The organism is Sphingobacterium sp. Lzh-3 (assembly GCF_046764375.1).
Lineage (GTDB): Bacteria > Bacteroidota > Bacteroidia > Sphingobacteriales > Sphingobacteriaceae > Sphingobacterium.
Map to the genome: position 1 here is coordinate 2343583 of NZ_CP177226.1, position 25071 is coordinate 2368653.

The 25071-nt window shown below is 39.1% G+C and carries 21 protein-coding genes and 1 tRNA gene; 15 read left to right on the plus strand and 7 right to left on the minus strand.

What is annotated here, in order from left to right; genetic code table 11:
- Positions 1-1755 (plus strand): ATP-binding protein, encoded by a 1755-nt coding sequence (locus tag ACLCDV_RS09565; protein WP_411973525.1) that lies wholly within the window; start codon positions 1-3, stop codon positions 1753-1755.
- A gap of 110 nt (positions 1756-1865) precedes the next feature.
- On the opposite strand, the gene ACLCDV_RS09570 is transcribed toward ACLCDV_RS09565, so the two are convergent.
- The 4 genes from ACLCDV_RS09570 to ACLCDV_RS09585 all read right to left on the minus strand — a co-directional run bounded on the left by ACLCDV_RS09570 (position 1866) and on the right by ACLCDV_RS09585 (position 5182).
- On the minus strand, positions 1866-2777 hold the full coding sequence (locus tag ACLCDV_RS09570) for a helix-turn-helix domain-containing protein (protein WP_411973526.1): 912 nt from the start codon (positions 2775-2777) through the stop codon (positions 1866-1868).
- Between the two features lie 915 nt (positions 2778-3692).
- Entirely contained in the window at positions 3693-4178 is a 486-nt protein-coding gene (locus ACLCDV_RS09575) for a GNAT family N-acetyltransferase (RefSeq protein ID WP_411973527.1), read from the minus strand.
- A 111-nt stretch (positions 4179-4289) separates the two neighbouring features.
- Positions 4290-4712: a hypothetical protein gene (locus tag ACLCDV_RS09580; protein ID WP_411973528.1), complete on the minus strand. Its 423-nt coding sequence runs from the start codon at positions 4710-4712 to the stop codon at positions 4290-4292.
- Between the two features lie 398 nt (positions 4713-5110).
- Positions 5111-5182 (minus strand) — tRNA-Arg (locus tag ACLCDV_RS09585).
- A gap of 277 nt (positions 5183-5459) precedes the next feature.
- Between ACLCDV_RS09585 and ACLCDV_RS09590 the strand changes: the two genes are divergently transcribed.
- Entirely contained in the window at positions 5460-5762 is a 303-nt protein-coding gene (locus ACLCDV_RS09590; protein WP_317667436.1) for a hypothetical protein, read from the plus strand.
- On the opposite strand, the gene xerD is transcribed toward ACLCDV_RS09590, so the two are convergent.
- Positions 5763-6665 carry a site-specific tyrosine recombinase XerD gene (gene xerD / locus ACLCDV_RS09595; protein WP_411973529.1) on the minus strand — a complete coding sequence of 301 codons (903 nt, stop codon included), beginning with the start codon at positions 6663-6665 and terminating at the stop codon, positions 5763-5765. It abuts the gene before it with no gap.
- 249 nt (positions 6666-6914) lie between these two features.
- On the opposite strand from xerD, the gene ACLCDV_RS09600 reads away from it, so the two are divergent.
- The gene (locus ACLCDV_RS09600; RefSeq protein WP_411973530.1) at positions 6915-9770 is read left to right on the plus strand and encodes a M16 family metallopeptidase; all 2856 of its coding nucleotides are present in this window, start codon (positions 6915-6917) and stop codon (positions 9768-9770) included.
- Positions 9771-9906: 136 nt separating this feature from the next.
- Here the strand turns inward: ACLCDV_RS09600 and ACLCDV_RS09605 are convergent, their stop codons facing one another.
- Positions 9907-10767: an RNA polymerase sigma factor RpoD/SigA gene (locus ACLCDV_RS09605; protein ID WP_028068906.1), complete on the minus strand. Its 861-nt coding sequence runs from the start codon at positions 10765-10767 to the stop codon at positions 9907-9909.
- A gap of 390 nt (positions 10768-11157) precedes the next feature.
- On the opposite strand from ACLCDV_RS09605, the gene ACLCDV_RS09610 reads away from it, so the two are divergent.
- Entirely contained in the window at positions 11158-11379 is a 222-nt protein-coding gene (locus ACLCDV_RS09610) for a helix-turn-helix domain-containing protein (RefSeq protein ID WP_046675813.1), read from the plus strand.
- Here ACLCDV_RS09610 and fmt read toward each other — a convergent pair.
- Complete coding sequence (fmt, locus tag ACLCDV_RS09615) at positions 11376-12293, minus strand: methionyl-tRNA formyltransferase (protein WP_411973531.1); 918 nt, start codon at positions 12291-12293, stop codon at positions 11376-11378. The two genes, ACLCDV_RS09610 and fmt, sit on opposite strands and share 4 nt — an antisense overlap.
- Before the next feature lie 150 nt (positions 12294-12443).
- Here fmt and ACLCDV_RS09620 point away from each other — a divergent pair, with 150 nt between their 5' ends.
- From ACLCDV_RS09620 to ACLCDV_RS09670, 11 genes are all read left to right on the plus strand, one after another.
- Positions 12444-13661, plus strand: a complete 1218-nt coding sequence (locus tag ACLCDV_RS09620) for an ABC transporter permease (RefSeq protein WP_411973532.1) — start codon at positions 12444-12446, stop codon at positions 13659-13661.
- Between the two features lie 115 nt (positions 13662-13776).
- Positions 13777-15900: a cation:proton antiporter gene (locus ACLCDV_RS09625; RefSeq protein WP_411973533.1), complete on the plus strand. Its 2124-nt coding sequence runs from the start codon at positions 13777-13779 to the stop codon at positions 15898-15900.
- A 25-nt stretch (positions 15901-15925) separates the two neighbouring features.
- Positions 15926-17188 (plus strand): NADP-dependent isocitrate dehydrogenase, encoded by a 1263-nt coding sequence (icd, locus tag ACLCDV_RS09630; protein WP_411973534.1) that lies wholly within the window; start codon positions 15926-15928, stop codon positions 17186-17188.
- Positions 17189-17243: 55 nt separating this feature from the next.
- Positions 17244-17501 (plus strand): hypothetical protein, encoded by a 258-nt coding sequence (locus ACLCDV_RS09635; RefSeq protein ID WP_411973535.1) that lies wholly within the window; start codon positions 17244-17246, stop codon positions 17499-17501.
- A 186-nt stretch (positions 17502-17687) separates the two neighbouring features.
- The gene (serC, locus tag ACLCDV_RS09640; protein ID WP_317667431.1) at positions 17688-18758 is read left to right on the plus strand and encodes a 3-phosphoserine/phosphohydroxythreonine transaminase; all 1071 of its coding nucleotides are present in this window, start codon (positions 17688-17690) and stop codon (positions 18756-18758) included.
- A gap of 144 nt (positions 18759-18902) precedes the next feature.
- Positions 18903-19850 (plus strand): D-2-hydroxyacid dehydrogenase, encoded by a 948-nt coding sequence (locus ACLCDV_RS09645; RefSeq protein WP_411973536.1) that lies wholly within the window; start codon positions 18903-18905, stop codon positions 19848-19850.
- 125 nt (positions 19851-19975) lie between these two features.
- Positions 19976-21289, plus strand: coding sequence for an aspartate kinase (locus ACLCDV_RS09650; RefSeq protein WP_088161047.1), 1314 nt, complete (start codon positions 19976-19978; stop codon positions 21287-21289).
- A 15-nt stretch (positions 21290-21304) separates the two neighbouring features.
- A complete protein-coding gene (lysA, locus tag ACLCDV_RS09655) occupies positions 21305-22465 on the plus strand; it encodes a diaminopimelate decarboxylase (RefSeq protein WP_075991987.1) in 1161 nt (386 codons plus the stop codon).
- Between the two features lie 133 nt (positions 22466-22598).
- Positions 22599-23351, plus strand: a complete 753-nt coding sequence (locus ACLCDV_RS09660) for a prolipoprotein diacylglyceryl transferase (protein WP_411973537.1) — start codon at positions 22599-22601, stop codon at positions 23349-23351.
- A 5-nt stretch (positions 23352-23356) separates the two neighbouring features.
- Positions 23357-23596: a hypothetical protein gene (locus ACLCDV_RS09665; protein ID WP_046675824.1), complete on the plus strand. Its 240-nt coding sequence runs from the start codon at positions 23357-23359 to the stop codon at positions 23594-23596.
- An 11-nt stretch (positions 23597-23607) separates the two neighbouring features.
- Positions 23608-25011 (plus strand): radical SAM protein, encoded by a 1404-nt coding sequence (locus ACLCDV_RS09670; protein ID WP_317667426.1) that lies wholly within the window; start codon positions 23608-23610, stop codon positions 25009-25011.
- Positions 25012-25071: the final 60 nt, after the last annotated feature.

Genomic DNA, 25071 nt, shown 5'->3' on the forward strand with positions numbered 1-25071 from the left:
ATGAAAATTAAAGCAAAATTGACATTTGGGGTTGGGCTCCTATTTATTTTAATAGTGGCCTTGGCTGCTATTAGTGGTTGGTATATTAATCAGCTCAAAAGAGATACGAATAATATACTTGTCGCAAACTACAATACACTGCTCTATTCACGGAATATGCTCTTGGCATTGGAAGATATCGGGAAGGATGATGCAGCGATTGATACATTTCAACATAATTTGAGCCTACAAATGAGAAATGTAACCGAAATAGGTGAGATTGAAACGACAAACCTTGTTGTCAAGCATTTTGGCTTACTTAAAAATAAACCGAATGATATAGCCCTGAGTTCTTTCATCAGAAAAGATATCACTCAATTGATGCGGTTAAACATGGATGCAATCAGTAGAAAAAGTAGTATTGCCGATGAAACAGCCCGAAAGGCAATATTGATCATTTCATTTACAGGTGGATTATGTTTTTTGATCGCTGTCATTTTACTGGTCAATCTTCCGTCCAATATTGCCAATCCTATTCGGGAATTAACGGAAAGTATCAAAGAGATTGCCAGTCAAAATTACTCCAAACGGGTGAATTTTGGGGGACATAGTGAATTTGGGGATCTGGCCCGGTCATTTAACACCATGGCAGAAAAGCTGGAAGAATATTCGGAAAGCAAGCTAGAAAAGATCCTAAAAGGGAAAAAGCGTATTGAGGCGCTGATCGACAATATGCACGATCCGGTTATCGGGATTGACGAAAACAAAATCGTACTTTTTGCCAACGACGAAGCGCTCAATATTTCGGGCTTGCGCAAAGAGGATTTCATTGGAAAGGCCGTTCAGGACATCGCGGTGAACAATGATTTGATCAGAGATATTATAAAAGATATCTTTCTGCCAGAGTTAAAGAGCAATAAAGCAGAACAGCTAAAAATCTATGCGGATGGCAAGGAAAGTTATTTTGAAAAAGAAGTAATTGACATCAATATCATTCCAACAGGAGAGACAGAGAGCAAGTTTATTGGTCAGGTGATTCTATTGCGTAACATAACACCATTTAAAGAGCTTGATCTTGCAAAGACAAACTTTATGGGAACTGTCTCGCACGAATTTAAAACGCCTATTTCATCTATCCAGATGGGGGTACAATTGTTGGAGAATGAAAAGGTTGGTCTTTTGAATGGAGAGCAAAAGGATCTGATCAACGGGATTAAAGACGACACGGAGCGGCTACTTAAGATAACCGGAGAGCTGCTCAATATCACGCAGGTCGAAAGTGGCACAATACAAATAAACCTGCTCCCGTCTGAGATCAAGCCGATTATTGAATATGCGGTAAATGCCAATAAGTCCTCCGCTGACAATAAAAATATACAGATCGAAATAGAAATGGCTCCAGATGCATTGACGGCGATAACCGATAGCGAGAAATCGGCCTGGGTGCTTACCAATTTAATTTCCAACGCGATTCGGTATTCTTATGACAATGCTAAGATCTATATTAAAACCGAGACTGAAAATACCCAGATTAGGTTTTCGGTCACCGATACCGGTCAGGGAATCCAGTCTCAATATCTAAAAAAGATTTTTGAACGGTATTTTCGTATTCCAGGGACTAAAAAAGAAGGTACCGGCTTGGGTTTGAGTATTAGTAAGGAATTTATCGAAGCACAAGGCGGTACAATTTGGGTCGAAAGTGAATATGGTGCGGGAAGCACTTTTTGTTTTACACTTAATAAGGATAAAAAAGTGGGTGATAAACTGTATGTATAAGCCTTTCAATTAGGTTAAAATAAAGCACTATTCTCGGGCAGTATAGTGCTTTATTTTATCGTTTAGCATAGCGCTATTATACCTCACTGTTTCATTACGTATTGTAATAGTTAGTCGAGGAGGGTTATACCTGTCAAGTTTGCTTCATTATTCTTTAGAAAAGCGTAGGTTAGACTGTCAACTTTACAATCGACGAATGTTACTTTTTTTAATTTTCTATTGTATTTAAAGAAGGTATTTAAAATTATAGCACGCTGGAATTTGACTTTGTAAAATCCACAACCTTCGAAATGGCAATCTTCAATCCTACCTTCAAAAATAACATCACTTACCCCTGTATTTATAAATGAAGTGCATTTCAATAGCGTATTGGTCATCTCATTATGCTCAAAATAGCCCGTATCAAATATGGCACCCGTCAAATCGGCATCAGAGAAATTACATTGACCAATATTGCTTCTCGAAAAATTGGCATCTCTAAATGAGCATTGGTTAAATTGATTTTTTAATAGATTGGAGGATTGTATCTTGCTGTTGGTGAGGTTTGAGGAAGAGAAATCACATAACTCGATATTATTCTTGCTAAGTATCAGCCCCGATAGATCTGCATTTGTAAACTTACAATTTTTGATATTAGAAGAGCTGAATTGTTCCTCCAGATTCTTCAAACCCGAGAAGTCCGCATTTTCCCAATTACCTTTCGACATATTCCAGTGGCGGCCAGCTTGATTTTCGGATTTTGATCCGATATCAGTTAGATGGTGGTTTGGATGGCTAGACTCCTGTTCTTTAGGATCGGTTAGATTCTTATGGAAGCTTTCAGAGAAATAGTTGAGGTCTACGGTAAATATTTCTGCAAGTCGGTTCAGCGTTATGATATCCGGCATAGACTCTCCTCGTTCCCATTTACCGACCGCCTGTGGACTGATCGAAATTTGCAGGGCAAGTTCTGCCTGTGAAAGATTTATTCTCTTTCTAGCTTCGGCAATTTTATTGCCAATTGATTTAGAATTTAGCATCATTTCTTTATACTTTTTGATACGACAAAGTTAGTTGGCCTATGATAGATCATGGGATAAATAGCGCTACCATTAGTTGTATTGACACTACTTCTTGTTGTAATGGACAATGATTCGTTGTATGACCATCAAATTGACGAAGTTTCCTTGATCAAAAGCAGCTTTTTATGTGAAAATAATTTCGCTGATGTTCCTTGGTAATTTTATAGCGATTTTCTCTCTTTGGTCGACAGAAATCGATCCAAAAGATTTGTCAAATGGAAGAGTATGTAGATTCGCTGTTTGCATGAACTTATTATTTGCCTTTTGTAGAATGAAGTTTGAAGTTTAGTCAGGGTCGTTTCGTTACATATACCTATGTTAGGATTCTGATTTAAAATTAACAATATTTTAATGAACTTCATTTATAAATAGCCTTATTTTTAATGTAAAAGCCCCTCTGTTTTAGTAATAAAACAAGGGGGATGTAAACCTGGGCAGGAATATTTTACAGATTTCTCGATATCTGTTTTCCAAATGCTTTTTTAGAAGGAGTGTCTATTATTTGTGATTACAGACAGGAGCGAGAAATCTGAGATATATAAACAGTATATAAGTCTATTGGTATCCAGCTGATGAAAGATTTTCTTTGGCGCGGACCACAGCAAAATAACAATAGATCCAAAGAATAAATAAATATTTGCTCTACAGCACGCTGGAGAGGGGAATCGCCTTTCTGATAAATGGTATTCATTAGGGAAAGTGATTTTTGGTATCTTTTATTCGATTTATCCTCAATAAAATATTTTATATGGGCTGTGAAGATCTTAATGATGGTATATGCATTCTTATCGGATTCGGCTTTTTTCATTTCTGCTTCCGATTCGGGAACTACTGAAATGATTGCCGAGATTGTTTGTTCAATATCCATGGGTTGTATCAATTTGTTGTAATAACGTTATTCTGTGGTATAGCTGGATCAAAAAGCATAGCGGTGCAATAACATAGCTTAAATTCTTTTTTCTTTAAATCAGGGTAATTCATACAATTTTGACACTTATTCCAGAAAGATGGTTCCTGGGTGATTTCAGAAAAAGTAACGGGCGATAGGCCTAGTTTAGCGTTTATTTTCATAGTCGCTAACGATGTTGTTATTCCGAATATTTTTGCATTTGGATACTTTGATCTAGAAAGTTCAAATAACTGTTTTTTCATAGTCGTTGCGATACCCTTCCTTCGCCATGATGGTGAGACGATAAGCCCACAATGGGAAATAAATTCTCCTTCTGCATAGGTTTCCAGATAAATGTAACCGATCCATTTGCCTTCTTCGGTTATGGCAATGACTGCATTACCTTCAAGGATTTTATGACAGATTGACTGTGGGGTTCTTATCCCTATTCCTGTACCACGGACTGGTTTCATTGGAAATTTCAGTTGCATATCTGAGATCAGCTACTGTAGCTGTACGCACAATTATAGGATCAGTAGACCGGGTATCAATAGCTGGTTCACAAATATCTTTCATATCAAACTTCAATTTTTAAATTGTTCATCTTTTTTATTTACTTGCATAAGCCGATGCTCATTGCGCAAAATTATTGGGAGCTTCTTTTCGATAAGTGTCCACTCATTTGGGCTACATACCCTTTTAAAATCTTCAAATGCAGCGATAAATATGGTTTTGATTTTAGATTGTACTTCCAGATCTCCACGAATGTACGTGTAGTTCATCACCTGCATTGTCCATGCCAGACGGTGCCATTCTTTGGCAGATAGTATTCCCTGCGTAAATTCAATAATTACTTGAAGTATCTTTCCTATCTTATCTTTTAATTCTGGCCGTTTTAACTTCAAATAAAGTTCCGGAATCACAGATACAATAAAATCTGTTGACTGCATTGTATCCCATTGTTTGGTTACATCCATTGTTTGGTTACATCCATTGTTTTGGTTCATATTTATTTGGCTAGATGCCAAAAGCATTCCAATGGACATGGATTTGTTTTAAGTGTTTGATAGTTAGTTTGTTTTGTGGTTTTTCAAAAAGACGATGATAGGAAGTGTCTTTCATTTTGATAACAATATTCCCATAATGAGAAGGGAAATGAACTTCATTTTGCGGATAAGATAGAATTTCAGATCTCTAAAAATTATGGTAAAGGAAATTTCGTCATGCTTTCAGCCTCTTTCAACCAATACAACGAAATTGATTAATCTGCATAATGTGAAAACATATTAACTAATTTATATTAGCCGATCTAAATTAAAAATCACCAGCACCAGAACTTATGATTTGATTCTCAGTTTTTATGGACATAAAAAAGGAGGCAACTTTTTTAAAGTGCCTCCTACTGTGTTCCCGGCGGGGGTCGAACCCACATCGTCAGAACCGGAATCTGAAATTCTATCCATTGAACTACGGGAACGTCTCGCAAAGATATACTATTTTCTAAATCTAACAAATAATCTTTGTGATAAAATTCAATCTTTTACCAGGCAATTTTTAACGCGTTTTATCGTCATTATTTTTATGTTTGCATTTCGTCAATTCTTCATTTATTTACGCTGGTTCTAATGGTTTGTATATGAATGCTTAGCATCTGCCTGGGATGTTTGACGAGATCTAATTGGCTGTTCATGTTATGGTAGAGTTTTGCCTCGTATGCTAAATTTCTACCAACTTTCTCGCTTAAGCCCCATTCGGTGATATGCAGCCATGTCCATGACGTTAATCGACCGCTAGGGCAAAAAGGTAGTCTGATTTCTTTTGATATATTGGAAACGCAGGTTTGGTTGTGGAGAATTCCATTGTCCAGTGGTAATACTTCTCTTGGAAGTGTGGGGCCAACTTCGTACACCGAAAACCCGGAGGTGAAACGTAGCATTTGTGCAATATTAGCGGGATACGTGTGGGATAAAAACAATCCATTCGTTTTGAAACACGATCGTGTGGTGAAAAATTTGGCACATCTTATCCGAATGTCCAAGCAGGAGAAATCGATATAGTTAAGATCTGGGGTGATATTGCGTAATAATGGAATGAAGGTAATCCCTATCGATGTGTGTATATATTTCGGTCGTGGTAATACTTTCATGACCGAGCATATCTTGTACAGCTCTTAAGTCGGCGCCGCCTTCCGCCAGGTGTGATGCAAAGCTATGTCTAAAGGTATGTGGGCTGATGGTTTTTTGTAACCCGATTTTTGCGGCAAGTTCCTTAATGATCAAGAAGATCATAACCCGCGATAATGCGGCGCCTCTTCTGTTGAGGAATACAATATCTTCATTTCCGGCCTTAATCTTGATATGAGGTCTGACCGTTTCTAAGTAGATGCGAAGGTGTTTAATGGCGTGTTGACCAATTGGAATTAGACGTTCTTTGCTTCCTTTGCCCTCAACTTTGATAAATTCTACATCTAAAAAAAGGTTTGATATTTTGAGGGTGATAAGCTCGGAAACACGGAGACCACATCCGTATAAGATTTCGATGATCGTTTTATTACGTTCACCTTCGGGTGAAGAAAGATCGATTGCCGAGATTAATTGATCGATCTCCTGTATGCTCAAAACGCTGGGCAGCTTGCGTGCCAAGCGTGGCGCCTGAAGGAGATCGGTCGGATTGTTGACGAATTCATGCTCGATCATCAAAAAGCTAAAGAAAGTCTTAAGGCCAGATATCAACCTGGATTGTGTGAAGGGCGAAATATTAAATTCCTGCAACCAAGCCAAAAACTCCTGTATATTCTTTCTCGTTACGGTATTTAAAACCAAATGATTGTCTTCACAGTAGATCTGAAATTTGGATACATCATTTAAGTAAGCATCAATTGAATTAATGCTCAAGCCTCTTTCGAACTTTAAGAATTGTTCGAATTCCTTTTTTATATCACTCCAGTTTTCAAAATCCATTTGCAACAAAATTACAATTAACTGTTGTTCTTTTCGAAAGTTATTCTGTATTTTTAGCTGGAATTATTACAGATTAAAAGTAACACAAAGAGACGTTCCCTAATGGAGGGGCCTGATTCCTCCTTGGATAATGAAAAAAGTATTGATCTGTCATTTACTATTTATCGGGACAATTGATCTCCAGTTCCGTTTACCCTAATATAAAACAATTAGCAAAAATAGCTGACTAAAAAAAAGACATTTTTTTGTATGAAATTCATTAAACCACTTGCATTAGCTTTTCTGTTACCGGCTACATTCTATATAGCAGAAGCAAAAAAGCCAACTACGTTAACCGCGGAAGCACGGGCGATTCTATCCCAAGATAGTTTGGCCCTGAATCAAAAATTACCCTTCGACAACGAAGTCATCACGGGGAAGCTGAAAAATGGATTTACATACTTCATTCGTAAAAATAGCGAGCCTAAGGGTCGTGTCACCATGTATTTGGGCATGAAGGCCGGCTCTATTCTGGAAAATGAAAAACAGCTTGGTTTGGCACATTTTTTAGAGCATATGAACTTCAATGGCCTGAAGCATTTTCCAAAGAATGAATTGGTTAACTACTTGCAAAAGGCAGGAGTCCGATTTGGCTCGGATCTGAATGCCTATACGAGCTTTGATCAGACAGTTTATCAGTTACCAATTCCTTCTGACGATCCTGAACTTTTAAAAAATGGTTTGCAGGTGATGCGCGACTGGGCTCAGGATGCTTTGTTGGATGGCGAAGAAATTGACAAAGAACGTGGCGTTATCCTCGAAGAAAAACGTGGTGGAAGAGGAGTGCAGCAGCGTTTACAGGATCAATACTTTCCGATGCTCCTCAATGGCTCCCTTTACTCCAAACGTTTGCCTATCGGAACTGAACAGATCCTGAAAACATTTCCTTATACAGAAATACGCAAATTCCACCAGGACTGGTATCGCCCAGATTTACAGGCTCTAATCATTGTTGGGGATATTGATCCTAAGGAAATGGAAGAAAGGGTGAAAGTTTTGTTTTCCGATATGAAAATGCCCAAAAAAGCATTGGAGCGTAAAAAATATCGTGTTGATTTGTTAAACAAGAACCAGTTCTTGGCAATTTCAGATCCGGAACTGCCTTATACCGTCGCGCAGATTTTGATTAAAAGTGAGAAAGAAAAAGTTTCCACCGTAGGAGATTATAGAAACGAGTTGTTGAAGAGTGTTTTCAATCAGATGATTGCAGGTCGTTTTTCTGAATTGATGCAGCAACCGAATCCACCTTTTATGCAGGCAGGTGGAAGTATCAGCGATTTTGTTGCTAACCTCAATACTTTTTCATTGCTGGTGGTCCCAAAACCGGGCGAGTTGGAATCCGGATTTAAAGCGATGCTAACAGAATTTGAGCGTATTCAAAAATACGGTTTTACACAGACGGAGTTGGATCGTGCCATCGCAGATATGAAAAAAGGTAACGAGATGTCTTATATCGAGCGTGATAAAAAGAAATCGGATAGTTATGTCAATCGTTATCTAAATTATTTTATTGATGATGAACCCGCTTTAAGTAATGAAAACTCTTATCGTTTGACTAAACAGCTGTTACCAACGTTGAAGCTGTCAGAAGTAAATGGCTTGGTGAAAAAATATTATACCGATCTGAACCGCGATGTTCTGGTTATGGGGCCAGAGAAGGATAAGGCCAGTTTACCGGCTGAGTCTACCGTAATGAGCTGGGTAAAAGCAGTTGAAGAAACTCCTGTGACAGCTTATGAAGATAAAGTTTCCAATCTTCCCTTGCTTTCAAAAGAACCGGTGAAAGGCGCTGTTGTATCGTCAAGAAATATTGACGCCGTTCAAGCGAAAGAATTAACCTTAAGCAATGGCGTTAAAGTGATCTTAAAGCCTACGGACTTTAAAAATGATGAGATACAGATTATGGCGTATAGTCCAGGTGGAACATCAGGCTATAACGATGCAGATTACTTTTCGGCCTCCAATGCATCCTCTTTAATTGATGCAAGCGGCGTTGGACAAATGAACAACGTTGAGCTTACGAAGTATCTTTCGGGAAAAGATGTTTCCATCTCTCCTTACATTTCTGAACGCTACGAAGGTATCTCAGGTAGCACAGATAAAGAAGGATTAAAGAATGCTTTTGAATTGATTTATGGTTATTTTACTGAACCTCGCTTGGACGAGGATATTTTCCAGAGTACCATGACCCGGGCAAAAGGATCTTTGGAAAATAGATTGAGCAATCCAAATAATGTATTCTCGGATAAAGTGAAAGAAGTGCTTTATGGCAACAATGTCCGTCGGCAAAACCCAACGGTAGAAACGATCAATAAAATTGATCGGGAGCGTGCTTTGGCAATCTACAAAGAACGATTTGCGGATGCTTCGGATTTTGTGTTTACAATTGTGGGGTCATTTGACGAGAATCAGATCAAGCCTTATTTAGAAACCTATCTTGCCTCATTGCCGGCCCTTAAAAGAGGGGAGAGCTATAAGGATTTAAATATTCTGGAGCCGAGCAAGGGAGAGCGCGTGGTTGTTCATAAGGGAAAAGAAGAAAAGGCAAGTACGCAATTGGCCTACTATGGGGACTATACCTATAATGAAACTGAAAATGTTAATATGGAAGCCTTAGAGAGTGTTTTGACGATCAAATTGCTTGAAAGACTCCGTGAAAAAGAAGGTGGTGTTTATGGAGTGGGCGCTCGGGCAAGTTTTAGTAAGCTGCCAAAAGCGCGTTATGCTTTCTCCATTGGTTTTGGTTCCGCAGTAGATAAAGCTGATGCTTTAATCGCTTCGGCATTGGATGAGGTAAAAAAGATTCAGGAACAGGGGCCCGAAAATGGAGATATTGAGAAGTTTCTAGCAGAACAACAGCGACAAAATGAGTTAAATCTTCGTGAAAATGGCTATTGGCTGAATTATATATCAAGTTCATATCAGAATGATCTTGATCTTACGCGATATACACGAAGAATAGACAATTTGAAGAAGGTAACTTCAAAGTCGGTGCAGGACGTTGCCGGGAAATATTTGAAAAGAGATCGACTTTTTGAATTTATTTTGATGCCGGATTCTAAATAACAGGAGTCTTGGAAAATAGAAAAAGGGTTGCCTGCTCAGTAGGCAACCCTTTTTCTATTGGACAAAAAATTATGGACAAAAAAAATCCCAACCATTTCTGATTGGGATTGCCAAAATGTCTAATAAGTATCTCTTGTTAACCCAAATAGGATTTTAAGATTTTGCTTCTTGAAGTGTGTCTCAAACGCTGAAGAGCTTTGTCTTTGATCTGACGAACACGTTCACGTGTCAAATTGAATTTCTCTCCGATTTCCTCTAACGACAATTGGTGATTGGAACCTAAGCCAAAGAAAAGTACGATAATTTCACGTTCTCTTTCTGTCAATGTTGCCAATGATCGTTTGATTTCTTCCGATAGAGATTCATCAATCAAAGAACTGTCTGTGTCTGGATCATGGTTCTCCAAAACGTCCAAAAGTGTGTTTTCTTCACCTTGAACAAAGGGAGCGTCCATAGATACGTGACGGCCAGAGTTGCTTAGGGTATCCGAAACCTTGTCTACTGTGGTTTCAAGGATATCCGCCAATTCTTCTGGAGATGGTTCCCGTTCGTATTCTTGTTCTAGTTTTGAGAAAGCCTTACTGATTTTGCTCAATGAACCGACTTGGTTCAATGGCAGACGTACGATACGCGATTGTTCAGCAATTGCTTGAAGAATAGATTGGCGAATCCACCAAACGGCATAAGAAATGAATTTAAACCCCTTTGTCTCGTCAAAACGTTTAGCTGCTTTAATTAAGCCTAGGTTACCTTCATTGATTAAATCACCTAAGGTTAAACCCTGATTTTGATATTGTTTTGCTACTGATACTACGAAACGAAGGTTGGTTTTAGTCAATTTTTCCAAGGCAACTTGATCGCCTTCGCGGATACGCTGTGCTAATTCTACTTCTTCTTCTGCTGTAATTAAGTCTACTTTACCAATTTCGTGTAAGTATTTGTCCAAAGACTGTGACTCACGATTGGTGATAGATTGTGTAATTTTGAGCTGTCTCATTAATTTTTATTAATTCTCCTCTCTAAGAAATGTTTGCGAAAATACGAAAAATTTTTGAATTATTAATGGAAAATTGATTATCTAGCCACTCATATTTAATGAGTTAGGTTTTTTTGAGTTTCAATTTTTAATCATCAAAAACTATTCCATTTTAATATTTTTTTTCTTCTTATCTGTTGCTGTAATATTCAACTGTTTGATATTTAAAGTGCTAAAGGGTTTAATTTTTTTTTCTTATTCTAGACAATTTAACTCAACGGTAGCTGATTTATTGTACAATATGCATTCCTCAAATTTATTTTAAAATGATAATTTTATGATAAAACAAAAAGATGGATCTTTTGTTTTATTAGTGACATTAAATAAATTTAAAAGAATAAAAATTATATTATGCCAATCTTAATTCACTTGGATAAAATAATGAAAGAGAAAAAAATGTCGCTTAACCAATTGAGTGACAATGTCGGAATTACCCTTTCCAATCTTTCAATCATCAAGAATCAAAAAGCGAAGGCATTGCGATTAGATACCCTTGAAGCGATATGCAAAGCGCTAGACTGTCAGCCTGGTGATCTGCTGCAATATTATGATGGTGGTGATGAAAAAGGCTAAAATCGATAACCTTTTAAAAAATCGACTACATTCATTCTTTTCTTTCCTTCGAGTTGAAGGTCAGAAATGACAATATAGCCGTCTTGCGCTGCAATTTTTAAGAAACTTTTCTTGTCAGTTTCTATGGTTCCCGGTATTGTAGCTGTATTGACAAGTTCTTTTTCTGTGCTATAGATTTTTAGGACCTTATCATTTAAGAAGGTAAATGCCGCTGGATAGGGGCTTAAACCGCGAATGAAGTTATACACTTGTGCCGTGGGCTGATCCCAGTTTATTTTACAGTCTTCTTTGAAAATTTTTGGAGCATGTTTGAGTGGCCCCGTTGTGAGAAGGACTTCCTGAGGTTTGGGCTGCAGTGTTCCAGCCTTTAGTTGCTGGATGGTTTGCAGAAGAGTTTCTGCTCCGGCCACCATGAGATTATCGTGAAGATCGCCCGCGTTGTCGGTTTCTTTGATCGCAACTTTTTTCGACAATAAGATGTTTCCTGTATCGATTTCGTGCTGTAGTAAAAATGTGGTTACGCCCGATTCTTTCTCTCCATTGATGATTGCATGATTTATCGGTGCTGCGCCCCGGTATTGTGGAAGGAGTGAGGCGTGGACATTGATTGTTCCAAATTTAGGCATATTCCAGACGATCTCGGGAAGCATGCGGAATGCTACCACAACCTGTAGGTCCGCCTGAAAACTTTTCAGTTCATCTAAAAATGCCTCATCACGGAGTTTCACTGGTTGAAGAACTGGGATATTATGTTGCGTAGCAAATATTTTCACAGCAGATTCATGTATTTTTTGTCCACGTCCTGCAGGTTTGTCCGGTACCGTAACCACAGCGACAACTTGTTCGCCAGACTGAATCAGTGCTTCAAGTGAAGCTACAGCAAAATCGGGAGTACCCATGAAAATAATACGCATAATACTTGTAATTTTTATAAAACCCTTTAAACCAGTACAGGGGCCTCCTCGTTGAATAGCCCACTGAAAAACGCCTAATTATTTGTCATTTCAGTTTTGTAAATAACAAATTTTTATAACTTTGCGAAGTTACATAAATATATTGAAAGCTTGAATTTTCCTTATTTTTTAGCAAATCGGATCGCATTTTCTGGAAAAAGAACGTTCTCAAAATTGATCGTTCGGGTGACTATTGGTGCAATTGCTCTTGCTATTGCAGCGATTATCATATCTATTGCGGTATTGCGCGGATTTAAGGGAGAGATTATCAGTAAGCAACGGAGTTTTTTTGCCGATGTATTGGTTTTACGTTACGACCTGAATAAGTCTTACGAAAATTCACCCATAACACTTACACCGGAGGTTCGTAAGTCCATATTGGCGATTCCCCAAGTCAACTCAATCAGTTCCTTTGCAACCAAGGCCGGGATTATTAATGTCAACGATGAAGTTGAAGGAGTGGTTCTTAAAGGTATCGATTCCTTGTATAATCAAAAGCCCTTTCAGCGTATGCTGGTGGAAGGGAGCATGATAGACTTTAAATCGGATAATGCGGATAATCAGATTTTGGTGTCCAAGTATCTCGCCGATCGACTGCTCCTAAAAGTCGGTGACGATTTTATTATGTATTTCGTGCAGGATCCTATACGTAAACGTAAATTTGTCATTAAGGGCATTTTCAATACAGGCTCCGAAGAATTAGATAAGGTCTATGTGATCGGGTCTCTCAATGTCATTCGTAAACTGAGCAACCTCGATGATCATGAAGTAGGGGGCTATGAGATTCGGATTAAAGATTTTAGTCAGCTCGAACAGACAACGAACAAGGTTGAAGATCTGTTGCCTATCGATATGCAGGCAATCAATATCAAGGATCAGGTCCCTGATATTTTTCAGTGGCTGGAATTGCTTGATATGAACACCAAAATCATTTTTATACTGATGACGGTCGTTGCTATTATCAATATGATCTCCGCCTTGCTGATCACCATTCTTGAGCGGACTTCAATGATCGGTATCTTAAAGGCGTTGGGGTACCACAATGCCGGGATTCGCCGCGTCTTCATGTACAGTGCCTTGTATCTCATCGGTCTGGGATTATTAATCGGTAATCTTATTGGCTTAGGTTTTTACTTTTTTCAGGATTTTACCCATTTCTTTAAATTGGATGAAAAGACCTACTATATCTCCTATGTTGCCGTTCAACTTCAATGGTCTGATGTGATTTTGGTCAATTTGGCTGTCGTGTTTATCGGAATGATCTCATTATTTATTCCGTCGATGCTAATTACCAAGATTAGTCCGATCAAAGCCATTTCTTTTAAGTAACACTACTTTTAGGCTTCGCTTTCTTGAAAAAATCGTATTTTTAGTGCTGTTAACTATTTTTCGAGCTGTATAGAAAAATAAGTATATACATATTGCAGCTAGTATACAAGCACTTATGAATAAAACTTTTGAGCATATTTCCCACGCTTTCGAAGCGCCTTTACAAAATCCTGTACTTATATTTTCGCTGGTACTTTTTATTATCCTGTTATCACCGATCGTACTGCGACCGATTAAGGTTCCGGGTATTATTGGATTAATTATATCTGGTGTTATTATTGGACCACATGGACTCAACTGGTTGGAAAAAAACTCGGCTATCACACTGTTTTCAACAATAGGCCTGCTCTATATCATGTTTATCGCTGGTTTGGAGTTAGATATGAATGAGTTTAAAAAGACCAAGAATAAGAGTTTACTTTTTGGCTTTTTAACATTTATTGTTCCGATTAGTATTGGCTATCCCGTTTGTCATTTTTTATTGGGCTACGGTGTTTTACCGAGTTTGTTGATATCAAGCATGTTTGCTACCCATACGCTGGTTTCTTATCCCATTGTAAATAGCTATGGTATTTCTAAAATGGAGGCCGTTGCGATCACCATAGGCGGAACAATTCTGACGGATACGGCCGTGCTGATTATTCTTGCAGTGATTACCGGCGTTTCTCAGGGAAATATTGGTAATGAATTTTGGATTACCCTGACAATTTCCTTTGCTATTTTCCTGTTTATCATGTTTGGTGTTATTCCAAGGATTGCAAAATGGTTTTTTGAACGCTTGGGGAGTGAGAAGACATCCAATTATATCTTCGTGCTTTCCGTCGTGTTTTTTGCTGCATTTTTAGCGGAAATTGCCGGCCTTGAGCCGATTATCGGGGCTTTCGTTGCGGGTCTGGCCCTCAACAAACTGATACCACACTCTTCCGCTTTGATGAACCGAATTGAGTTTATCGGCAATGCGATTTTTATTCCTTTCTTCTTGATATCTGTGGGGATGATTGTCGATGTCAGCGTGATTTTGAAGGGGCCGCAGGCACTTATTATTGCTGGAACACTGACCGTTGTGGCTATCGTCGGTAAATATGTGGCCGCATGGTTGACGCAGCTCGTTTTTAAATATAGCCGTGGTCAGCGCAATCTGATATTTGGTTTAAGTAGTGCTCATGCTGCAGCAACACTGGCTGTAATCATGGTTGGACATAAGAATGGTATTATCGATGAGAATGTGCTTAATGGTACAATTCTATTGATTTTGGTTACCTGTATTGTCGCTACGGTGGTTACGGGAAATGCCTCGCGTAAAGTGGTGATGGATGGTGAACAGGACGAAGAACATACAGATGTTGTGAAGGAAAAAGATGAAAACATTTTGATATCTATCGCTAACATGGATAATATGGAGCCTATTTTGGATTTTTCAACCTATATTAAAAGTAAGAAATGTTCCTATCCCGTCAATATCGTGTCCGTTGTGAAGGATAATGAACAGGCTCAATTAAACATGTCAAAAGCACGGAAGAACCTGGATAATATGGTCAGGTATGCTTCGGGGAGTGAGACGAACGTTAATATAAGTGCTACAATAGATTTAAACATCGCCAGCGGAGTTGCACGGTCGGCAAAAGAAGTTTCTGCCAATTGTATTGTTTTGGGCTGGCCGAGTGCGGCCAATTTTATGGATAAGTTTGTCGGAGAAAAAACGGAAAGTATCTTAAACAGAACCTCGGCTAATGTGATGTTATGTCATTTTAAAAAACCTTTTATTTCTAATAAATCCATTGTCGTTTTTGCACCACCCATGTGCGAGGCAGAATTTGGGTTCGAGTATTGGCTGGAGAAGGTTCTTAAACTGGCGCAGGAGCTATCCGTTCCGGTAACATTTGTTGTCGATGAACGCTCTGCTGCCGCCATTAAAGAACATCTTGTTGAGCTGAAAAATTCTGTTCCTGTTACCTTTGAACATTACGATGCCTGGGACAATTTGCAGGGCCTTAAAGCGTTTAAGGAAGAAGATGCGATGTTTATTTTTGTTTCGGCCAGAAATGGAGAAGTTTCCTATCGTGATTCTCTGGATGGGGTAGCAAAGAAATTAGATCGTATTTATGCAAACGAAAATCTTGTTTTAGTGTTTCCTAGTAGAGTGGAAAACGCACACATCGACGAGTATGAAGATGTCGAAGCTGCTCCAATCTTTAGAAAAATTAGCAAAGAGATCGGAAATATGTTTAATAAGGGATAGTAATTGTCCGTTAAAATTGAAGGTTATGTCAAATAAGATTACAATGTCAAGTGAAGGAACTTTACAGGTTCCAGATTTTCCAACAATTCCTTTTATTATCGGTGACGGTATTGGTCCTGATCTTTGGCATGCGGCAGTGCGTGTTTTTGATCAAGCGGTGGAGAAAGCGTATGATGGAAAACGGAAAATAACATGGAAGGAGGTGCTGGCAGGTGAAAAAGCTTTTAATGAAACAGGCGAATGGCTACCAAAAGATACCCTAAATGTACTAAAAGAATACCTCGTTGGAATTAAAGGGCCACTAACCACGCCAGTAGGCGGTGGAATCCGTTCTTTGAATGTTGCTTTGCGTAAGGATTTGGATCTCTATGTATGTCAACGGCCGACAAAATGGTTTGTGGGCGTACCTTCGCCAGTCAAACATCCGGAATATGTGGATATGGTGATTTTTCGTGAAAATACGGAGGATATTTATGCTGGAATAGAGTTTCAGGCGGGAACAGCTGAAGCCAATAGGTTTCAGGATTTCTTGCATGATGAGCTTGATATTGATTATAATTTCTCGGCCACGACAGGAGTCGGTGTCAAGCTGGTTTCTGAGGAAGGGTCAAAAAGACTGGTCCGTGCGGCAATAGCGCATGCTATTCATCACAGTCTACCTTCAGTGACGATTGTTCACAAAGGAAATATCATGAAATTTACGGAAGGTGCTTTTAAGATTTGGGGGTATGAGGTTGCTGAAACGGAATTTGCAGACAAAACGTATACCTGGGGACAATGGGAGCGAACGAAAGCAGAAAAAGGTGCGGAGGTAGCTAATCAGGAACAAAAAGCCGCATTGGATTCAGGTAAAATTTTGATTAAAGATATTATTGCCGACAATTTTTTACAGCAGATCTTACTTAATCCACGGGATTTTTCTGTTGTGGCAACTTTAAATCTGAACGGTGATTATATTTCTGATGCGCTGGCCGCAATGGTTGGCGGTATAGGGATCGCACCGGGAGCTAATATCAATTTTAAAACAGGGCATGCTGTTTTTGAAGCTACTCACGGCACAGCACCTCGTTTTGCAAATACCAATACCATGAATCCTTCGTCGGTTATTTTAAGCGGTGTTATGCTACTCGAATACCTTGGATGGACAGAAGCTGCGGCGGCAATAGTTAAAGCCTTGGGCGAAACCATAATTGCCAAGACCGTGACGGTAGATTTTTACAATTTGATGGATGATGCTACATTAGTCAAAACAAGTGAATTTGCCGATCGAATTATCGAAAAAATATAAGAATTTTATTTTCTGAGATATTAAGCAGAAATTTGAATAAAATTTCTGCTTTTTTATGGATTACAATCAGCTTCCTCCTTTTATAAGGGAATCGAATATTTTTACGCAAAACGAGAAAATTACGTTGGCTCAGATCGAACGTTTACCCACTCCACAGGAGGTAGATGATATAACTAGTCTCCCTGAAATTTACGAATTGCTTAATGCCTTTATTGGCGATCAATCCGCCCGTAATACCCACCTTCAACTTAAAGCTAAAGAGTATTTGCAAGATAATCAGGTAGATATGGCATGGAAAGTACTGCTTATTTGATGTTTTTTGCATTGAACTAGGTGTTTGTTGTGCGATCTTTTTATTGAAATCATTTAGAATTTTATAAATTTTCAATAAAAAAACAGATTAGTTGAAAAATATATAATTTTATTTTACCTTTGGTTTTTAAACAACGGATTGCTTAGCTAGGGTTAAAGAATAGCAATCAAACAAACTATAACATCAATGAAACATAATTTTGGAGCAGGTCCATGTATTCTGCCAAAGGAAGTATTTCAACAAGCCTCAGAAGCTGTAATTGATTTTAACAACACCGGTTTATCAATTTTAGAGATCTCTCACCGTTCCAAAGAGTTTGAAGCAGTGATAGACGAAGCCACACAATTAGTACGCGAGTTATTGGCAGTACCGCAGGGATATTCGATTCTTTTCCTTCAAGGAGGGGCTAGTTTGCAATTTGCAATGGCGCCGTTGAATCTTTTACCTGAAGGAGGTAAGGCTGCTTATTTGGATACTGGTGTCTGGGCTACAAAAGCATTAAAAGAAGCTAAAAAATTCGGTACAGTAGATGTTGTAGCTTCGTCGATTGATAAAAATTATTCCTACATCCCTAAGGGATATACCATCCCAACAGATGCTGCATATTTTCATTATACAGCTAACAATACCATTTACGGTACTGAGGTTTTTGATAAACCTGAAACAGCATTGCCAGTGGTTGTTGATATGTCTTCTGATATTTTCTCACGTGAGATCAACGTTGCTGACTATGATTTGATCTATGCTGGTGCTCAAAAAAATATGGGCCCTGCAGGTGTTACACTCGTGATTGTTAAAGATGACATCTTAGGTAAATCAGGACGTATTCTTCCGTCGATGTTGGATTATCAATTGCATATCAATGGTGGTTCAATGTACAATACTCCACCGGTATATTCGATCTTTGTTTCGATGTTAAACCTTCGTTGGTTAAAAGCAAAGGGCGGTGTTTCTGTATTGGAGCAAGAGAATATCATCAAAGCACGTGCTTTATACGATGAAATTGACCGTAACCCATTGTTCAAAGGTACTGCAGCAGTTGAAGATCGTTCACGCATGAATGTTACTTTTGTAATGGATACACCAGAGTTGGAAGCTGAATTTTTGGCTTTGGCTAAAGAGCGTAATTTGATCGGAATCAAAGGTCACCGTTCTGTAGGTGGATTTAGAGCTTCGATATACAATGCTTTACCATTAAGCAGCGTAAATGCGTTGATTGATGCAATGAAAGAATTTGAGGACACGCATACCGCCTAAGGGACTGTGCATGTTGCTGAAATTTAGCAGTTGACAAACAGATAATTAGTTAGATTAAGAATTATAGAGGTCGTATCGTATTCACCTGGTTGGATCTTCCGATGAGTTGAACGGCACTGATACCTTTAAAAACGAATTATAAAGATGAAAATATTAGCGAATGACGGTATCGATCCACTAGGAAAGAAAATGTTGGAAGATGCAGGTCATAGTGTAGATACAACTCATATTCCGCAAGAAGAGCTTCCTGAAAAGCTCCTTGCTTATGATGCAATCACGGTACGTAGTGCAACTAAAGTACGTCAGGCCCTGATTGATGGCTGCCCTAACTTGAAAGTTATCGGCCGTGGTGGAGTAGGCATGGATAATATTGATGTAGACTACGCGCGTTCAAAAGGGATTGCTGTTGTCAATACCCCTGCAGCATCTTCTTTATCAGTTGCTGAGCTGGTTTTTGCTCACCTATTGAATGGTGTACGTTTCTTATACGATTCTAATAGAAAAATGCCTGTAGAGGGTAATACAAAATTTGGCGCCCTTAAAAAAGCTTATGGAGCTGGTACTGAGCTTCGTGGTAAAACGATCGGTATCGTTGGATTTGGTCGTATCGGTCGCGAAGTTGCCAAAATCGCCATTGGTCTGGGGATGGATATGGTTTACACGGATTTGTTCGAAGGACCAAAAACATTGACCATAACACTTTCAGGTGGTATCCAAGTTGAGGTACCTATTCAACAAGTGGAGATGGACAACTTATTTAAAGTTTCAGATTTTATCTCTTTACATGTTCCATTTTTGGATAAACCTGCTATCGGAGCTGCAGAGTTCCCATTATTGAAAGATGGTGTTGGCTTGGTTAATGCCTCGAGAGGCGGCGTTATTGATGAATTGGAATTAGTGAAAGCATTGGATTCGGGTAAAGTTGCATTCGCTGGTTTAGATGTATTCGATAATGAACCTACTCCACGCGAAGAGATCTTAAAACATCCAAAAATTTCGTTGACGCCACATATTGGGGCGGCGACCAATGAAGCTCAAGAAAGAATCGGCGAAGAATTGGCCGGTCTACTGATCGAAAACTTGAAGAAGTAATTCTTCCGCATAACATATAAGATATGCGGCACAAAACTTTCATGATTTTGTGCCGCATTTTTTTTAATATAAATTCATGAATTGCCTATATTGGCACACAGAAATTTAATAATTGTAACTTCAGTATGAAAGTTTTAAAATTTGGTGGTACTTCCGTGGGAAGTGCAGCACGTATCAAAGGGTTGTTGGATATTGTAAACCCTGCTGAACGTCAGATCGTCGTATTGTCCGCAGTTGCTGGAACGACAAATGCTTTGGTTGAAATAGGTCAAGCTTATACAGCAGGTAAGAAGGACGAAGCTAAAGATTTGGTCAAGAAGCATAAGGATAAGTACGAAGACCTTATTAAAGAACTTTTCAGCACTGAACAAGGTTATAAAAATGGTAAAGAATTGATCGATTACCATTTTAATCTGATTTCTACCTTAGCCAATGAATTATTTACACCTATTGAAGAAAAAGTTATTCTGGCGCAAGGTGAATTGATGTCTACTGCTTTATGGCATTTTTATTTGAACGAAATCGGTATAAAATCCGTGTTGTTACCAGCCCTGGATTTTATGAAAATTGATGAGGATAATGAGCCTATGGTGGAATACATTGGCGAAAAACTAAGTCATATTTTGGCACAGAGCCCAGAAAATACGTTATTTATAACACAAGGTTTTATTTGCCGAAATTCATTTGGTGAAATCGATAATTTGCGCCGTGGTGGTTCAGATTATACGGCTTCATTGATCGGCGCAGCAATCCGTGCGGAGGAAGTTCAGATCTGGACGGACATCGATGGGATGCACAATAATGATCCTCGTGTTGTCAAAGGAACAACACCGATTGCCCATCTAAGCTTTGATGAAGCTGCAGAGCTGGCTTATTTCGGTGCTAAAATTTTACACCCTCAATCGGTATTCCCAGCGCAAAAATATAACGTTCCAGTTCGGTTATTGAACACGATGGAGCCCAATGCAAAAGGGACTTTGATCAGTAAGGACGGTGCTCAGAAAGGTTGTATTCGCGCCATTGCCGCGAAAGACGGTATCACGGCAATTCACATCCATTCATCGCGTATGCTACTTGCCTATGGTTTCCTACGTCGTGTTTTTGAAATATTCGAACGTTATAAAACACCAATCGATATGATCACAACTTCGGAAGTGGCGGTATCGTTGACCATTGATGATACAACCAATTTGGCTGATATAATCAAAGAAGTGGAGGATTTTGGTTCTGTAACAGTAGATGGCGATCAGACCATTGTATGCGTTGTAGGCGATTTTGGTTTGAATAGCCACGGTTATGCCGCTCGCGTACTTGACGCTGTAAAACACCTTCCAGTTCGTATGATTTCTTACGGTGGTTCAGACTTTAACGTGTCGATTCTATTGAATTCAGATCATAAAACAGAAGCATTACGTTCATTGCACAATCGTTTATTTTAAGAAGTAGGTTTTTATATGATAAATACAGGTATCGCGGCGAAGTTTGCAGAGAAAGAAACGCCGTTTTATTATTATGATCTGAATGTGTTAAACAAGACCCTGGAGGCTGCGCATGCTGCTTCCCACAAACGGGGATTTCACGTTCACTATGCATTAAAGGCCAATTTTAATGACGAGCTATTGAAGGCGATTCAAGAGATCGGCTTTGGTGCGGATTGTGTGAGTGGCAATGAGGTAAAGAAAGCCATTGAATGCGGCTTTGATTCCAAGAAAGTCACTTTTGCAGGAGTTGGTAAATCTGATAAGGAAATCAATTATGCGCTCGATCAAAATATTTTTGCTTTTAATGTGGAATCCATTCAGGAGCTTGAGGTCATCAATGAGCTTGCCTCAAAGAAAGGTGTAAAAGCAAATGTGGCTTTACGGATCAACCCAAATGTGGATGCACACACCCATCATTATATTACAACAGGGCTTGATGAAAACAAATTTGGTGTGCCCAATGCCGATTTGGAAAAATGTGCAGCCGTGCTAAAAAAATGTGAATCTATTGAACTGGTTGGTCTTCATTTTCACGTAGGTTCACAGATTACGGATATGACCGTATTCAAAAGCCTGTGCGTGAAGGTCAATGAATGGAAAAACTGGTTTGAAGAACGCGGTACACAAATCCGTGTATTGAATGTCGGTGGCGGATTGGGGATTGATTATAAAAATCCTGATGGAAATACAATTCCTGATTTTGAAGCCTATTTTGATATTTTCGACCGCTTCCTGGAGCGTACAGCACAGCAAGAAGTGCACTTTGAATTGGGGCGGGCTTTGGTCGCACAATGCGGAAGCCTTGTTAGCCGCGTGTTGTATGTTAAAAATGGTGTCAAGAAAAATTTCTTGGTATTGGATGCTGGAATGACTGAATTAATGCGCCCGGCCTTGTATCAAGCCTATCATAAAATTGAAAATATCAGCGCGACAGACAGTGCCGAATCCATTAACTACGATGTGGTTGGGCCAATCTGTGAATCGTCCGACTGCTTTGGTAAGGAAGTACCACTTCCCGTTTCAAAACGTGGCGACTTAATTGCCATTCGTTCCGCAGGCGCTTATGGCGAAGTGATGGCCTCGCGTTATAACCTACGTGAGGAAATCCGATTTGTGTATAGCAATCAGCTATAACCCCCGTTTTTAAAATATTTATTAAAAGCCAGTCTGTTCTTCAGACTGGCTTTTTGGTTTTAAGAGTTTTGTCATGTGCAGAAACTTTTGTTTGTCATTTTCTTGATCGTCTTTCGTATACTTGTTTATGCTTATGGCGATTGAATTTCCGGTTACGATAGATTTGTTTGGAAAAACGTTTCTCTTACATCCTTTTATGGAAGGATTGGGGATGTTTATTGGCATGCGTTATTATCAGTTGCTCAAATGGAAGGATCAGGAAAGTTTAGGGCATACCAATTCCCTTCTTATTGTTATTGCTGCCGGCCTAGGGGCTTTAATCGGCTCACATGTCATCGGTTCCCTCGAGCGCCCGGCTGAATTGCTCAATGCGACACATAAATGGGCTTACATCTGGGTGAATAATACGATAATTGGTGGTTTGGCAGGAGGCTTGGTTGCCGTGGAAGGGATGAAAAAGATCATGGGTAAAAAAGAAAGTACCGGTGATCGGATGGTCTTTCCCTTGATTAGTGCAATTTCCATTGGTAGGGTAGGTTGTTTTTATACGGGTGTATTCGAGCAGACCTATGGTTTACCCACAACGTCTCCATTGGGGATGTATTTGGGGGATTCCTATAAACGGCATCCTGTAGCGCTGTATGAAATCGCATTTTTACTGCTCTTATTTGTAGGACTCCAACTTTTTAAACGACGATACAATTATCGAAATGGCGTGTTGTTTCAGCTTTTTATGCTTAGTTATTTTAGTTTTCGTTTCCTGTTGGACTTTATTAAGCCACGGGCAATTATACTTTTGGGGCTAAGTACCATACAAATTACCTGCATCGTGGTGATAATTTATTATATTTATTTATTAAAAAATGAACGTTTAATCAAAAAATAGAAATTATGTATTTGCTTGAGGGGTCATTTGGATCGGAAAGTACCGCGATGTTGGGACTTTTTCTACTTACTATAGGTGCTATTGTGATCGGTATTGCACTTTTGGTTATTATTATCGGTTCGATTATTAAAGCTGGAAATAAAGAATCAAAATTCAATGTCAATCCCTGGCTTAAAGTATTGTTGGGCGGAATTGGAGCAATGTTGGCAGGGGGACTTGCCTGTGGACTTACCTTTATGAACTAGAGATCAGCTTTATGCCAGTTAGAAACTATACATACTACGATTACACCATCAGCCTATGTCCAACATGCCTTTCGCGTGTTGGTGCCAAGATTATTATCGAGGATGAACAGGTATTTATGACGAAAAACTGTCCTGATCATGGCTTTTTCAAAACACTGATTGCAACGGATGTTGACTATTATAAGAACATTCGGAATTATAATAAGGCCTCAGAAACACCTTTGAAATTTGATAATGAAGTACATTATGGCTGTCCCTATGATTGTGGCTTATGCGTCGATCATGAACAGCACAGTTGCCTTTCTATAATCGAAGTGACCGACCGCTGTAATTTGACCTGTCCAACCTGTTATGCCATGTCCTCGCCCCATTACGGACGACATCGCTCGCTGGAAGAAATTGAACGGATGTTTGACAAAATCGTCGAAAGTGAAGGTGAACCGGATGTGGTTCAGATCAGTGGTGGAGAGCCAACCATACATCCTGATTTTTTTAAGATTTTAGACATTGCGAAGACAAAGCCTATTAAGCATCTCATGCTCAATACGAATGGGATCAGAATTGCAAATGATCCTGGTTTTGCTGAGCAACTCGCGACTTATGCGCCTGAATTTGAAATCTATCTCCAGTTCGATTCCTTTCGTCCTTCGGTGCTTGAGAAATTCCGGGGCAAAGATCTTACGGATATCCGAAAAAAGGCCATTGACAAATTAAATGCACTCAATCTAAGTACAACCTTGGTCGTCGTCCTGGAAAAAGGAACCAACGATGATGAAATAGGGGAAATATTGGATTACGCCTTACGACAGCGATGTGTACGGGGAGTAACCTTTCAACCGGTGGAAATTGCCGGTCGAAATGCGGCCGATGCGCAGCAACATAAAATGACATTAACGGAGGTACGTCAGGAAATCCTGAATCAATATCCACTATTGGACCCACATGATATTATTCCTGTTCCTTGTAATCCTGATGCTTTGGCGATGGGCTATATACTGAAAATAGGAGCGGAGCGGATACCTTTGACCCGACATATTGATCCGGCTATTTTGTTAAATAGCCAATCGCGCAACACCATTGTATATGAACAGGACAAAGGTGTTCAGATGCAATTGCTGGATATATTTAGCACGGGAATTTCTGTGGATAAGGTAAAGCCAAAAGTAAACCAGTTGCTTTGCTGTTTACCCGAAGTCTGCGCACCTGATCTTGATTACGACAATCTTTTCCGAATTATCATTATGAATTTTATGGATGCCTACGATTTTGACGTTCGTGCAGTCAAAAAATCATGCGTCCATATCGTCAACAAAGACTTGAAATTAATTCCTTTTGAGACGATGAATTTATTTTATCGTGACGATAAAATAAAACGGCTGGAAGAACTAAAACTATCGGATGCTATTCGATTTTAACAGGAGATAAGTTATTTTTGTCGAAGAAATACCTTTGGTCCTTTCTTTGCAAGATGTAGT